Genomic DNA, 14,129 nt, shown 5'->3' with positions numbered 1-14,129 from the left:
CACATGAAGCATGTTCTAAAGACCAGCCTTGTCATCGCCAGCTTTGCAGCCCTATCGGTCAGCGCCTTTGCGCAGACCGTGCCGGTGCCGGATTATTATCCGGCCGATTATGCTGACCTGATCGAAGGCTCGCGCGCCGAAGCTGGCATCGTCATCTATTCCAACATGGCTGACAACAACTGGGCGCCGCTGCTTGAGGGCTTCAAGGCCCAGTATCCATGGATCAATGTTGAGACGCTTGATCTGGGTTCGGGCACCGTGCATTCGCGCTGGGAAGCCGAAGCCGGTTCCGGGTCGCGCTCCGCCGATATCCTGGTGTCCGGTGCCAATGACCGTTGGGCCAGCTATGGCGTCGAAGGCGACCAGATGATGGCCTATGAGAGCCCCGAACTGGCGCAGCTGCCCGATTTCGCCAATCCTTATCCGGGTGTGAGCGTGCTGTCATCCGATCCGCTGGTCATCACCTACAACGCGGCACTGCTGCCCGAAGACAAGCGCCCAACCGGCCTCAAGTCGCTGGTCGAAGACGCTGTCGCCGATCCCGGCACGTTCGACGGCAGGATCACCACCTATGACGCCGCCCGCAATTCCTTCGGCCTTGCCGCCTGGTGGAACTACATGAACGTCAAAGGCGAGGAAGGCTGGGCCGACCTGCGCCAGATCGGCAAGATGATCCGCGGCGAGACCTCGGGCGGCGCGATGAACGAGAAGATCGCCACCGGCGAATATGTGACCGGCATCGCTGTCTCGGGCATCACCATTTTCCCGCGTCTCGAGCAGCCCGGCGGCGAAATTCTCGGCTTCTCCTTCCCCGATGACGGCACCATCATGATGCTGCGCGGCATGGGCATTCCAGAAGGCGCGGCCAACCCCAACTCGGCCAAGCTGTTCGTTGACTTTGCCCTCAGCAACCAGGGGCAGACGCTGGTCGGCAAGGGCGGGCTCGTTCCCTACCGCGACGACGTTGCCGAGGATCAGGTCCGCTATACCTACCAAGGCATCACCGAGCTGATCGGCGCCGACAACCTGATCGTCGCCGGTTTTGACGAAGGCCTCATCACCGAGGCCAGCGACTTCGTCGTCAAGTGGAATGCCGCTCTCCAGGGCCAGTAAACGCCTCACTCCCGCGACGAGGACGGTCGGTCATTGCCGGTCGACCGTCCTGCCGGCGGAACATGGATCATCAACATGACTGACTTTAGCGAAACGCGGGCGAAAGCCCCGTTCATCGACCGTTCCCAACTGATCTTCTGGGGCGTCTCGATCTTGACGGCCGTGCTGGTCATTGGGCCGATCGCACCCATTGTCATCCAGGCCTTCCTGGACAAGCCGCTCTACGCGGCCGATGCAGGTGCGACTCTGGCCAATTTTGGCCGGCTGTTCAGCGAAGCCGGCATGTTGGCCATTTTCCTCAACACGCTGTTCTTTGCGGTGCTGACCATGGTGGTCGCCCAGGTCTTCGGCGCTGTCATGGCGGTGCTGATCGGACGCACCAACCTGCCGGGCCGGGCCTGGTTCGGCGAAATCTTCGTCTGGCCTTTGTTCGTCTCGAACCTGGTGATCGCCTTTGGTTGGTTCACCATGTATGGCCCCTCGGGCTTCATCACCCTGGCCTTCAAGAGCTGGTTCGGGCTTGCGCCATGGGACCTCTATTCCATCGCCGGCATGGGTGTCGTGGCGGGGCTCAGCCAGGCGCCGCTGGCCTTCCTGATGTGCCTTGGCGCCGTCACCAAGGCCGATGCGCAGCTCGAAGACGCCGCGCGTTCGGCCGGCGCCGGCCCGTTCCGTGCGCTCTGGTCGGTTACCGTGCCCATGATGCGTCCGGCGATCATCTATTCAGCTGTGCTCAACTTTGTCATCGGCATCGAAATGCTCGCCATTCCGCTGCTGTTCGGTGGTCCCAGCGGCATCCAGACCATCACGACCTTCCTCTATGACCAGGGCATCAACGCTGCTGTCCGTCCCGAATATGGCATTGTCGGCGCTGCCGCCGTGATCCTCCTGATCGTCGTGGCCTTCCTCGTCTGGCTGCAGGGCTTCCTGATGAAGGGCAGCGGGCGCTTTGTCACCGTGCGCGGCAAGGCCAGCCGCCCGGCTCTGCTCGACCTCGGCGCTTGGCGCTGGCCAGCCTTTGGCATTGTCTTTGCCTTCCTGTTCTTCACCATCATCACCGTGTTCGCCGGCATCTTCCTGCGGGCAGGGGTGAGCTTCCTGACGCCGCTGGTGCCGTTCTGGAAACTGCTGACGACGGCAAATTTCGAGCTGATCTTCTCGTCGGCCAACTACATGCGCTCGATCACCAATTCGATCATCATCTCGCTGGTCGGCGCTTTCATCGGCACGTTCTTCGTCACTCTCATCGCCTTGGTGGCTCGCCGCTCCGAGTTCAGGCTGGGCCGTCCGCTCGAGTATCTGGCGCTGTTCCCCCGGGCCGTCCCCGGCATCATCGCCGGCCTTGGCTTCTTCTATGCCGTGGTCTGGCTGCCCGGTCTGGACGTCGTGCGGGGCACCATCTGGATTCTCGTACTGGCCTTCATCCTGCGCTACATCCCGGTCGGCTTCGGCACCATCTCGCCGGCGCTGTCCCAGATTGGCGAGGAGCTCGATCGTGGTGCCCGCATCTCGGGTGCCGACTGGTGGACCACCGTCACGCGGATCATCATGCCGATCCTCAAGCCGGCGCTGTTCTCCTGCTATGCGCTGCTCTTCATCCACTTCTTCAAGGAATATGTAACGGCGGCTTTCCTGTTCCAGCCGGGATCGGAAATCATCGGCACCACCATGCTGCAACTCGTCGCGCAGGGTGACAACGGCCCCGTCTCCGCCCTTGCTACCATTCAAGTCATCATCACCGCGGTGTTTGTGTTCCTCGCCCGCCGCGTTCTGGGAGCCCGTATCTATGGCTAACCTTGTCCTCGAAAACCTCACCATCCGCTATGGTGGCGTTACCGCCGTCAACGACATCTCCATCGATGTCGCTGCAGGCGAATTCCTCACCTTGCTGGGCCCCTCGGGCTGCGGCAAGTCGACGACACTATTCTCGGTCGCTGGCCTTAATCACGCGACCTCCGGGATCATCCGCATCGGCGACAAGGTGCTATTCGACGGGTCGAAAAAGACCTTCGTGCCGCCCGAACACCGCAATATCGGCCTGGTGTTCCAGTCCTATGCGCTATGGCCGCATATGAGCGTGGCCGACAACCTGGCCTTCCCGCTCAAGCTGCGCAAGATGGGCCGAGCCGAGCGCGACGAGCGCATCAAGGAAGCGCTGTCGCTGGTCGAAATGCTGCCCTATGCCGAGCGCTTCCCGTTCGAGCTGTCCGGTGGGCAGCAGCAGCGTGTGGCGCTGGCTCGTGCGCTGGTCTATCGTCCAAGCCTCCTGCTGCTCGACGAGCCGCTGTCCAACCTCGATGCCAAGTTGCGCGAGCGGGCCCGGGTCTGGCTGCGCGAATTGCAGGAACGCCTCAACGTCACCACCATCTATGTGACGCATGACCAGTCAGAGGCCCTGGCCGTGTCTGACCGCGTTGCCGTAATGAGCATGGGCCATCTGCGCCAGCTCGGCACGCCCAAGGATATCTATGAGCGTCCGACGGATTCCTTTGTTGCCGACTTTATCGGTTCGTCCAACTTCCTGGCCGGCAAGCTGGTGGAATCCAACAGCACCCATAATGTCGTCGAGCTGGGAAATGGCGTGCGCATCAAGACCGCGCCGGGTTCGGCAAAAGCCGACGGTTCGCTGGTCGTCGCCGTGCGCCCCGAGCGTATCGAAGTCGCGCCGCCGGCCACCGACAATACGATCGAGGTCGATATTGCCGGCAGCACCTATCTCGGTTCGACTTATCAATATGCCGTCGATGTGGGCGGCGGCGAACTGCGCATTCTGACACCGCATGAGATCCAGCCGGGCAGGGTCAAGGTCCGTATTCCGCCCGAGGCCACCGCCGTCTATGCCGACCGCCCAGGCGAAGCCTGAGGACCGGGTGATGACTAAAACCAGACACTTCCAACCCGAGGCCACCGGCCCGCTGAGCGGGACCAGGGTGCTCGACCTGTCGCGATTGGTCGCCGGCAACATGCTGTCGGTGCAACTGGCCGATTTTGGTGCCGATGTCATCAAGATCGAGCCACCCGATGGCGACCCGCTGCGAGACTGGATCGATGACGGCCAGTCGCTGCACTGGAAGACCTATGGCCGCAACAAGCGCTCCGTCCTGCTCAACCTGCGCGAATCCGTCGATATGGCAGCGCTCAAGGCACTGATCCCGACGGCCGACGTGTTCATCGAGAATTATCGGCCGGGCACGCTCGAAAAGATGGGTCTGGCACCGGACGTCCTGCTGGCGCTCAATCCCGACCTGATCGTGGTCCGCATCTCGGGCTTCGGCCAGACCGGTCCCTATGCCCAGAATCCAGGCTTTGGCACATTGGTCGAGGCCATGAGCGGCTTTGCCGCCCGCACCGGCTTTCCCGATCGCGAACCGGTGCTGCCGCCGCTGGCGCTGGCCGACATGATCGCAGGAATCTATGGCGCGCAGGCCGTGACCATGGCCCTGCTGGCCCGTGAAAAGGGTCTCGCCAAAGGCCAGGTAATCGATCTGTCCCTGCTCGAGCCCATGTATGCAGTGCTTGGGCCGGAAGCGGCGATCTACAAGGTCACCGGCAAGGTCAAAGAGCGTTCGGGCAGCGCCTCCAACACCGTCTCGCCACGCAATGTCTACAAATGCAACGACGGCAAATACGCCGCCCTGTCGGGCTCCACCCAGACCGTTGCCATGCGCATATTCGACATTATCGGCCACCCCGAGATGAAGACCGACCCGCGCTTTGCAAGCAATGCCGAGCGGGTGCGGCATCGCTCCCTGGTGGATGCGCCGATAGCTGCCTGGTTTGCCCAGCGCGGCCGCGAGCAGGCCCTTGCGGAGATGCGCGCCGCCGGCGCAACGGTTGGCCCGGTCTATGACATTGCCGATATTTCGGCCGATCCCCACTATGCCGAGCGCGAAATCATCGTCGATGTGGAAGATGCCGAGAACGGTACGCTACCCATGCACAATATCCTGCCACGGCTTTCTGAAACCCCCGGCGTGTGGCGGCGCCAGGCGCCCGGACATGGCGAACACACCAGGCAGGTGCTGCGCGATGCCGGCATTGCCGAAGCCGATATTGCGCAGATCCTCAAGGGAGCGCCGTCGTGATTATCCGCTCGCTGCTCTATGTGCCCGGCAGCAATCCAAGGTTCATTGAAAAGGCCCATGCCCGCGGCGCCGATGCAATCATTATCGACCTGGAAGATGCCGTCGCGCCATCGATGAAGACTCCGGCCCGCGAGGCGCTGGCTGAGTCAGTCAGCATGGCGGGCAGGTCCGGCGCGCCGGTTCTGGTGCGCATCAACGCCACCGATGACCGCCGCTTTGCCGATGCCGAAGCGGCGTGCCGGGCAGGAGCCTTCGGCATCTATATTCCCAAGGTCGATTCTGCCGCAGTGCTCGTCGCCATGGCGGATTTCCTGGCCCCCATCGAGGCCGAACTGGGGCGCGAGCCCATGGTCTTTGTGCCGCTGATCGAAAGCCCGCTGGGGGTCCTGGGAGCCCTCGATATCGCCAGAGGTCCGCGCGTCTTCGCCCTCAGCGGTGGCGGCGAGGACCTGGCCACGGCGATGGGCGGGCTCCCCCTGCCACAGGTGCTGAGCCTGCCCAAGCAGATGATCCATCTCGCTGCCAGGGCGGCCGGTGTGCGCTCCTTTGGGCTGCTGCGTACCGTGGCCGACTATAACGATCTCGATGGCATGCGCGCTGCCGCCATCGAGGCGCGGCAGTTCGGCTTCGACGGCGCCAGCTGCATCCATCCCTCAATTGTCGCGACGCTCAATACGGCCTTTTCGCCCAGCGAAGCCGATATTGCCTGGGCCAGCAAGGTCGTCGCGGCCGACGAGCAGGCGGCGTCGGGTGGCATCGGCGCTCATACCGTCGATGGCAAGTTCGTCGATGCCCCGATCGTTTCCCGGGCCAGGGCGCTGCTCGCGCTGGCCAGCACTCTGGAGCACAACAATGGCTGATTTGTCTGCCGCTACCGGTCAGCGCGGGCGCCGTATTCTGGTGACCCACAATACCATCGCGGCCAGCGCGGTGGCGCTGCTCAACGCCAATGATATCGACGTCTATTTCTCGCCCCCCTACACGCCGTCCGATGCGGTCGCCGCACGCTGCGCCGAGCTTGGCGTCGACGCGATCATGGTCCGCCAGGGCCAGATCAACGCAGAGGTCATCAACGCCTCTCCCAAGCTCAAGGTGATCGTCAAGCATGGCGTCGGCGTCGACAATGTCGATATCGCTGCCGCAGCGGCGCGGGGCGTGCCGGTGCTGCGCTCGATGGGCTCCAATGCACTGGCCGTTGCCGAGCATTCGATCGCGCTGGCCATTGCGTTGCTCAAGCAATTGCCGACACTCGACAAGGCCATCAAGGGCGGCGCCTGGCCCAAGCCCAGCTTCATCGGCCGCGATATTGCCGGCTCGGTGATCGGGCTGGTCGGCTTCGGCTCGATCGGCAAGGAGACCGGCCGACTGGCTGCAGCCCTCGGCATGACGGTACTGGTGTTCGACCCGATGACGCCGCAGGCGGCCAGCGATTGCGGCTTCGAGCCGGTGACGCTCGACGACCTCGTGTCACGCGCCGATATCGTCAGCCTGCATTGCCCCCTGACCAATGAGACGCGCAATCTCATCAATGCCGCCCGCATCGAGCAGATGAAGTCCGATGCCATCATCGTCAATACGGCGCGCGGCGGCATTATTGATGAGGCAGCATTGCTCGATGCCCTGGCGCGCAAGCGGATCGCCGGCGCCGGCCTCGACAGTTTTTCAGTGGAGCCACCGCCTGTCGACAGCCCGCTCTGGGCAATGGACAATCTGCTGGTCACGTCGCATGTCGCTGGCGTCACCAAGGGGTCTGCCATCCAGATGGCCGAGACCGCCGCGCGCCACATCATCTCGGTGCTCGACGGCGCCCCTGCAGACGAACGCAGCCTGGCCCGTGTCTCCGAACTTTCCGCATCCTGATTTCGACTGAGGACAATTTATGACCAGCGGCTTTCGTATTCGCAGCCAGTGGGAACGCCTGGACCAGGCTTTCGTCACCGATTTCTCTGAACTTCCCGTCGCCGTCGTCAGCGATGTGATGTCGCGCCTGGTGGGCGGCGGTGTGGCGCTGCGCCCCATGCACACCGCCGGCGTGCTGGCTGGCGCTGCCCTCACCGTCAAGGCGCGGCCGGGTGAAAACCTGATGATCCACAAAGCCATCGAAATGGCCCAGCCGGGCGATATCATCGTTGTCGATGCGGCTGGCGACACCACCAATTCGCTGATGGGCGAATTGATGTTGGCCCATGCCATCAAGCGTGGCGTGGGCGGCTTCGTGCTGAATGGCGCCATTCGCGACGCGCAGGCCTTCAAGGACCAGAACCTGCCGGTCTATGCGGTCGGCGTCACCCACCGCGGACCCTATCGCGATGGACCGGGCGAAATCGGTTTTCCCATCGCCATCGAGGGCATGGTGATCGAATCCGGCGACCTGATGCTGGGCGATCTCGACGGCGTGGTCTGCGTGCCCAAGGCCGACCTTGCCGAGGTCCTTGCCGGCGCCCGCAAAAAATTCGCGGCGGAGGAGAAGCAGATGGCGCAGACCCTCGACGGCTCTGTCGACAAAAGCTGGATCGACAAGGCGCTCGCGCAAAAGGGCTGCGTCTACGTGTAAGCGTTTGGCCATGGTCTTCCAGCGGCTGGCCATGGCCAAACTGTCCACAGGGCTCGCTTCGGTCGGGGATCGACCGCCAGGCCGAGCGCCTGGAGCCGTGTCTGGACGAAGCGCCACGCGTCGAGTTCGAATAGCGACATCAAGTCTAACCCCGAAGCCGCCAACAGAACGCGAGGCTGTTCACGCCAGGATTTTCCACCAGTCGGTGTGATAAAAAGATAGAGGCCTGCCCTGTCCGGCAGTTTTCTGCCTTACCGACCGATCTTGCGTTGCGAAGCTGAACATCCGGCAGCGGCAATACGGTATAGCTGAGTTATGGCGCGCGTGGGTGCCGTCGAAAATACCGATAAAAGCGTTGGCTGTTAGATGCGATGAGACGATTTGAGCCTAGTTTCCTCGAGTATCGGCCAAATCCAGAAAAATACCTTTCTAGTCACTGTCGTAGCGACACCAGTGGCGCTAGGTGGCCGCCATCAGAACACCAGCGATCCAAATGGCCGCACGCGACCCCGTTCCGGTCATCGGAAGTAAGATTGCCCAATCCCGAAAGCTGCCGTTCGCAGCTCATATTTGCGACTATGGAACGATAGGCGCAGAGCGCGTGTGTGTGCATCGAACCGACAGTGGCTCATAGCCCAGACCGGTAATTGCGGATTGGCTATTTGAGTAGCGGAGCGAGATAGCCGCCGTTTACGCTGAGTAGCCCAGCGAGCAGGCGGCACGGTCGCCAGTCCTCGACACTTTCAGAGGCCGTCCAGATGTCAATATCTCGCAACTGGTCGAGAACCGCTGCGCCATGGATAAGCGAAGGCCCATGAATTGGATCCATATAACGAGCCGCGATTTCGATGGTGGCGTTGCCTGCGTCCGAATTAATTAGATGGCCATCGTCGGATACGCAGGCCTCGCATACCAACCGGCACAGGTCGATCTCGACGGGACCGAGCACGGCGAACTCAAAGTCCAGCAAGGCGATGACGTCTCCTTCCCATAAGGCATTCATCAGCGCGAGATCGCCATGGTTGGCGATTTGTTCAACTAACGGCGCAGCCCGGAAATAACCTTCTATGACCTTATAGAGCTGCGACTGCTGAGCACTGGAAAGTCCCAGCTTGACGTTGGCACGGTCAGCCGCCGCGATGGCAGCATCAAACGTAGCCGGTATGAACCCCCCGTGAGATGCGACTATCGTGCTGAGCGACGGGGTCGCGTCGTGCACTATCTGAGCCCGAGCCCACAGTTGACGGACCGCCGCTTCCCTTTGCGCAGGCGTCAGCGTCGACCACGCCTCGTGAAGGTTCTGGCCGCGAATCTCTGCGCTCACGATCCAGCCATGGCCATTGGTAGTGCCCTCACCAAGAATTTCGGGATGCCCGACCTCTTTGGGTAGAGCGCGCAAAATCGCAACCTCGCGTGCCATGCCGACAGCTGTATGCGCAATACGCACGGCAATGCCATTACCGACCCAAGTCGCGTTCGAGTATCCATTGGCTCGCTGCATTCGCGCGAGGTCGCCACCGTATTGAGCCGCTACCTCAGCGGCCAAGCTTCGGACAAGCGCTGTGCTGATCGGGTCCCGATGTTCATCAAGCGGATGAATACTTTTACTGGACTCTTTCATTGTTGTTTTTCCATTGTGTATCAGATGCGGTTAGTCCGAGTGCTCGGCCAAAGTTCGTCTATCCTGTAACGGATTTGGCTAGGTCACGGGTCGCCTGCTTTTTCAGCAGTGGTGTATCGCTCAACAGGTTGAAACGACCAATCTTGGCTTCCGCTAGGACGTGCCCACGCTCGACCTCAACAATCTCACGCGAAGAGACAGCCCTAAAATCAGGCTTTATGCATCACTTTTCTGGCCCTGCAATCCCCATAGCTGCACGGTGCTGAAGTCAGGTTCGTATGTTGCACCGGATGTCAGGACACGTGTCAATTGATGCCGGATTTCGCAATCAAGTCACCAAAAGCCGCCTGTCCGCAAACCACCCCATACCCGCCATTGGGATGACGAGCGGCGCTATGGTGGCGAAGGTTTTGATCGCGACCTTCGCGTGCATAGTAGTCCGACCGACCAGCCGCTTTGTGGCGACATGCTCTTCGACCCAATTGCACGTTTATCCCCATGAGGCCCGGCCTAGTCGGTGCCAATTTGATTCCTATTCAGGGAATCGAACTCTCGTCGGAATACGGAAGCTCATTCGAGAAATCTTGCAATTATTTCAAATGCTTGGGGTCAGGAAATGTTGGTTAGTAGCTGTATGCTCGACACAGCTAACCAGCAAATTGACCAACAAAACGAAAAGCTTAATGCATGCGAGCGCCGAAAAGGCGCGTTCACGTAGAGTGGAGCGGGTGAAGGGAATCGAACCCTCGTCACTTGCTTGGGAAGCAAAAGCTCTACCATTGAGCTACACCCGCAACGCGTCACTAGATGCGTGAATTTGGTCGGGGCGTCAAGCGGGGGCAGGGGTGTATCGCAATGCCGGCACCAGCCGGCCCAGCTGGGAGAACATCCCGCGCTGGTTCATCGCCATGGCATAGGCAACATAATCGGGGTCGGCGGAGAGGTGTTTCTCTTCCATGCGGGCGCGCAGGAAATAGATGGCATTGATCAGCCCCAGCAGCAGGCAGGCCCGCAACGCCTCGATTGGTCCGCCCAGCGACAGGAACGGCATGTGGATCAACCAGAAGAAGATGCTCTTGGCCAGATAGTCCGGATGCTTGGTGAAGCGGTAGGGCCCGTTGGTGATGATGCCGCGATTGGTCAGGTTGGACCAGCGCAGTCCGAAGGCCGCAGTCGCCCAGAGCCAGACTGCGAAGCTGGCCAGCAGTGCCAGCGCCCAGAGCCATGACAGGATCGGCAGGCCGCCCAGCCAGTCATACCAGTGGATCCCGTCGGTATAATCGAGCAACCGCCCGCTGACCAATTGGTTGAACGGCTCGTAGCAGGCCAGCGTCACCAGCCAGGCCCCCAGATATGGATTGGTCGATCGGATATGGGCGTCGAGCGCCCGAACCGTCAGCGTATAACCGACGCAGACAATCGCCAGTTCGCAAGCCGCCACGAAATCGGTCAGCCAGCGCACGGCCAGCAGATGGCCGCTGGTTACCATATCGATATTGACTTGCAGGCGTTGATGGGCGCCGATCAGGTAGACCAGCATGATCGGCAGGAACAGGCCCTTGACCACCCAGCCCATGGCAAAGGCCCGCAGGGCCGGCCAATCCACCTGATCGGAGCGCCCCAGCAGCAGCTTGCCGGCCTGCCAATAGCCGTCACGCGGCGCGATCATCACCCGATCGACGGCGACAAAATAGGCTATGACTATGGGAGCGATGATCCACGACAGGGCCAGCAGCAGCGCGCCCACGCTCGCTATCTCCTCGATCTGGTAGAGGCGGATGGCCCAATGGGCCAATGCGACGGCGCCCAGCGTGCCAAAAAAGCCGATCAGCTTGATGCCAACGCGTCGCCAGTTCACCGGCGCGGCCGGCCGGTCCCAGTCGAGGCCGGTGGAGGCGCGGCGATGCACCTTGAGCAGGCCCAGTTCCAGCACCGCCACCGGCAGGGCATAGGCCAGCAAACAGAGGAACGCGGCGATGACGGCCGGGACGCCCAGTGCCGTCACCACAATCGTGGCGACCAGCATGGCGACGAGCCCGGCAGCGTTGATCCATTGCGATGTCACCGAATGCGGCACGGCGGCCCCCTGCCAGTACCGCACATTCTTATCCGGAGGCCGGTTAAACCGGGGCTAACAGCCCCGGAGACCGCTAGCCCGGATAGGGCTTGAAGTGCTTGGACAACTTGAGGGTCTGGGCCTGGTAGTTGGAGTTCAGCGCCGAGCCGTAAAGACGGTCGGGGGCTTCGGCGAGTTTTTCGTAGATCAGCCGGCCAATGGTCTGACCGTGTCCGAGCAGGAACGGCACTTCGCGGCTGCGCACTTCCAGGACGGCGCGGCTGCCGGTGCCGCCGGCGGCCGAGTGGCCAAAGCCGGGATCGAAAAAGCCGGCATAATGCACGCGGAATTCACCCACCAGTGGATCGAACGGCACCATTTCAGCGGCATGGCTGGGTGGCACATGCACGGCCTCGTCGCTGACGAGGATGTAGAATTCGTCGGGATCCAGGATCAGCTCCTCGCGGCCGCGATTGAACAGGGGATCCCAGAAGTCCAGCACGTCGAGCGCAGCCTTCTTGTCGACATCGACCACAGCGGTGTGCCGGCGCGAGCGGAAACCGATCAAGCCGTTGCGGCCATCACCTTTGAGGTCGATGGAAAGCGCCACGCCCTCTGCCACCGGCACGTCATTGTTGAACACCAGCGTGTCGCTGGCATGCAGTGCCTGATGCTCGGCGACGCTCAGGCGATGATCGCCGCAGCGGAAGCGCATCTGGCTGAGGCGGGAGCCCGTGCGCACCAGGATGGGGAAGGTGCGGGGGCTGACTTCGAGATAAAGCGGCCCGTGATAGCCGGCAGGCATCTGGTCAAAGCCGCGGGCGCGGTCGCCAATGACGCGGGTGAAGACGTCCAGCCGGCCGGTCGAGCTTTTTGGATTGGCCGAAGCGCTGACCATGTCGGGCAAGGCCAGGCTTTCCTGCAGCGGCACCAGATAGACGCAGCCCCGCTCCAGCACGGCGCCGTGCTTGAGGTCGATTTCATGCAGCTTGAGCGCATCGATCCGCTCGGCCACCGAATGGCTGGGCCCCGGCAGGAAGCTCGAGCGTACGCGGAACGCGGTTTCGCCCAGCCGCAGGTCGAGGCTGGCTGGCTGCACCTGATCGCTGTCGAAGGCGCGCCCGGTGGCGATGGCGCCCTCGGCGCGCAGCTTTTCGATCAGCCGGGCTGGAAACACGCCTTGCGGCCAAGTCTGGTTGCTCATGGTGTCCTCATCCGGGCCTGACATGCACTCCCCTAGCAACCCACGCAATTGACGCCAAGGGCCAATTGGCCTTACATCGCGCCCCAGTGGTGATTTGGCCGGTCTGGTTGCAGCCACTTTAAACAAGTTGCTAAGAGACCGTTTCAACCGGCCGCCCCTGCGCGCCGGTTTTTTGTTTGAAGGCACGGCATGTCCAAGTCCAACAACCCCCTCAATGATCCCTCCAAACTCTCGCCCGCGACGCAGCTGGTTCATGGCGGCACCGAGCGGACACCGTTCGGGGAAACCTCCGAAGCGCTGTTCCTCAATTCGGGCTACAGCTATCCCAGCTCCGAGCACGCCGAGAAATTGTTCAAGGGCGAGGTCTCCGGCCACAATTATTCGCGCTTCGCCAATCCCACGCTCGACATGTTCCAGGACCGCATGGCGCTGCTCGAAGGCGCCGAGGCGGCCCGCAGCTTTGCCACCGGCATGGCCGCGGTCACCAATGCGGTGATGAGCCAGGTCCGCGCCGGCGATCACATCGTCGCCTCGCGGGCGCTGTTTGGCGGTTGTCGGTTCGTGGTGGAAGATTTCATGCCGCGCTGGGGTGTGGCGTCGACACTGGTCGATGGCCGCGATCCCGAGAACTTTGCCCGCGCCATGCAGCCCAATACCAAGGTGGTGTTCATCGAGACGCCGACCAATCCGACGCTGGAACTGGTCGATATCGCCGCCGTTGCCGAGATCGCCCACGCCCATGGTGCCAAGCTGATCGTCGACAATGTCTTTGCCACCTCGCTGTACCAGAAGCCGCTGCAGCTGGGCGCCGATCTCGTCACCTATTCGGCCACCAAGCATATCGATGGCCAGGGCCGGGTGCTGGGCGGTGTCGTGCTGGGCAGCAAGGAACTGATCACCGGCGACGTCCATACCTTCCTGCGCCAGACCGGCGCCACGCTCAGCCCGTTCAATGCCTGGTTGTTGCTCAAGGGGCTCGAAACCCTGCCGCTACGCGTCAAGCAGATGACCGAGAGCGCCGCGCGCATTGCCGATGCGCTGGCCGATCACCCCAAGATCGCCCGCGTGGTCTATCCGCACCACAAGTCGCATCCGCAATATGACCTGGCCAAGCGGCAGATGAGCGCCGGCTCGACCCTGGTGGCGCTCGAAGTCGTGGGCGGCCGCGAGGCCGCGTTCAAGCTCAGTGACTCGCTGGCGGTGATCCTGATTTCCAACAATCTGGGCGATGCCAAGTCGCTGATCACCCATCCCGGTACCACGACGCACCAGCGCTTCACCGAGGAAGTCCGCCAGGAATCCGGCATCCAGCCCGGTTTGCTGCGCCTCTCGGTCGGGCTTGAGGATAGTGACGACCTGATCGCCGACCTGCTCTATGGGCTGGACCAGATCTAGTCCCCATGCTGGGTTCCCGCTTCTCTGGGAACGCAGCGCTTTCGCAAGGCCTTGTTCATGAGTAGACCTCATGGTGAGCCTGTCGAACCACGAGGTCGTGT

11 protein-coding genes, 1 tRNA gene and 1 riboswitch are annotated in these 14,129 nt (G+C 62.1%); of the genes, 8 read left to right on the top strand and 4 right to left on the bottom strand.

Annotated features, from left to right (window positions below; translation table 11 throughout):
* Positions 1-3 precede the first annotated feature (3 nt).
* From BUA69_RS12415 to BUA69_RS12385, 7 genes are all read left to right on the top strand, one after another.
* The gene (locus tag BUA69_RS12415; protein WP_046134778.1) at positions 4-1,113 is read left to right on the top strand and encodes an ABC transporter substrate-binding protein; all 1,110 of its coding nucleotides are present in this window, start codon (positions 4-6) and stop codon (positions 1,111-1,113) included.
* Between the two features lie 75 nt (positions 1,114-1,188).
* Complete coding sequence (locus tag BUA69_RS12410) at positions 1,189-2,907, top strand: ABC transporter permease (protein ID WP_046134777.1); 1,719 nt, start codon at positions 1,189-1,191, stop codon at positions 2,905-2,907.
* On the top strand, positions 2,900-3,976 hold the full coding sequence (locus BUA69_RS12405) for an ABC transporter ATP-binding protein (RefSeq protein ID WP_046134776.1): 1,077 nt from the start codon (positions 2,900-2,902) through the stop codon (positions 3,974-3,976). Before BUA69_RS12410 ends, BUA69_RS12405 begins: the two co-directional genes overlap by 8 nt.
* A gap of 10 nt (positions 3,977-3,986) precedes the next feature.
* Positions 3,987-5,198: a CaiB/BaiF CoA transferase family protein gene (locus BUA69_RS12400; RefSeq protein WP_046134814.1), complete on the top strand. Its 1,212-nt coding sequence runs from the start codon at positions 3,987-3,989 to the stop codon at positions 5,196-5,198.
* A complete protein-coding gene (locus tag BUA69_RS12395) occupies positions 5,195-6,058 on the top strand; it encodes an HpcH/HpaI aldolase/citrate lyase family protein (RefSeq protein ID WP_046134775.1) in 864 nt (287 codons plus the stop codon). The genes BUA69_RS12400 and BUA69_RS12395 overlap by 4 nt, the downstream gene beginning before the upstream one ends.
* A complete protein-coding gene (locus BUA69_RS12390) occupies positions 6,051-7,058 on the top strand; it encodes a hydroxyacid dehydrogenase (protein ID WP_046134774.1) in 1,008 nt (335 codons plus the stop codon). The genes BUA69_RS12395 and BUA69_RS12390 overlap by 8 nt, the downstream gene beginning before the upstream one ends.
* Positions 7,059-7,077: 19 nt before the next feature.
* Positions 7,078-7,752, top strand: coding sequence for an RraA family protein (locus tag BUA69_RS12385; protein ID WP_046134773.1), 675 nt, complete (start codon positions 7,078-7,080; stop codon positions 7,750-7,752).
* 658 nt (positions 7,753-8,410) lie between these two features.
* On the opposite strand, the gene BUA69_RS12380 is transcribed toward BUA69_RS12385, so the two are convergent.
* The 4 genes from BUA69_RS12380 to BUA69_RS12365 all read right to left on the bottom strand — a co-directional run bounded on the left by BUA69_RS12380 (position 8,411) and on the right by BUA69_RS12365 (position 12,633).
* Entirely contained in the window at positions 8,411-9,373 is a 963-nt protein-coding gene (locus tag BUA69_RS12380; RefSeq protein WP_046134772.1) for a phosphotransferase family protein, read from the bottom strand.
* Between the two features lie 720 nt (positions 9,374-10,093).
* Positions 10,094-10,167 (bottom strand) — tRNA-Gly (locus BUA69_RS12375).
* A 35-nt stretch (positions 10,168-10,202) separates the two neighbouring features.
* The gene (locus BUA69_RS12370; protein ID WP_052950470.1) at positions 10,203-11,474 is read right to left on the bottom strand and encodes a methyltransferase family protein; all 1,272 of its coding nucleotides are present in this window, start codon (positions 11,472-11,474) and stop codon (positions 10,203-10,205) included.
* Positions 11,475-11,523: 49 nt separating this feature from the next.
* A complete protein-coding gene (locus tag BUA69_RS12365; protein ID WP_046134771.1) occupies positions 11,524-12,633 on the bottom strand; it encodes a 2'-deoxycytidine 5'-triphosphate deaminase in 1,110 nt (369 codons plus the stop codon).
* 76 nt (positions 12,634-12,709) lie between these two features.
* Positions 12,710-12,787: riboswitch (SAM riboswitch) on the top strand.
* Between the two features lie 35 nt (positions 12,788-12,822).
* Here BUA69_RS12365 and metZ point away from each other — a divergent pair.
* Entirely contained in the window at positions 12,823-14,028 is a 1,206-nt protein-coding gene (gene metZ, locus BUA69_RS12360) for an O-succinylhomoserine sulfhydrylase (protein WP_046134770.1), read from the top strand.
* Positions 14,029-14,129 lie beyond the last annotated feature (101 nt).

Origin of the sequence: Devosia limi DSM 17137 (genome assembly GCF_900128975.1) — a bacterium.
Classification (GTDB): domain Bacteria; phylum Pseudomonadota; class Alphaproteobacteria; order Rhizobiales; family Devosiaceae; genus Devosia; species Devosia limi.
Note: the sequence above shows the minus strand (reverse complement) of the source record. Positions and strands in the feature narration are given on the sequence as shown.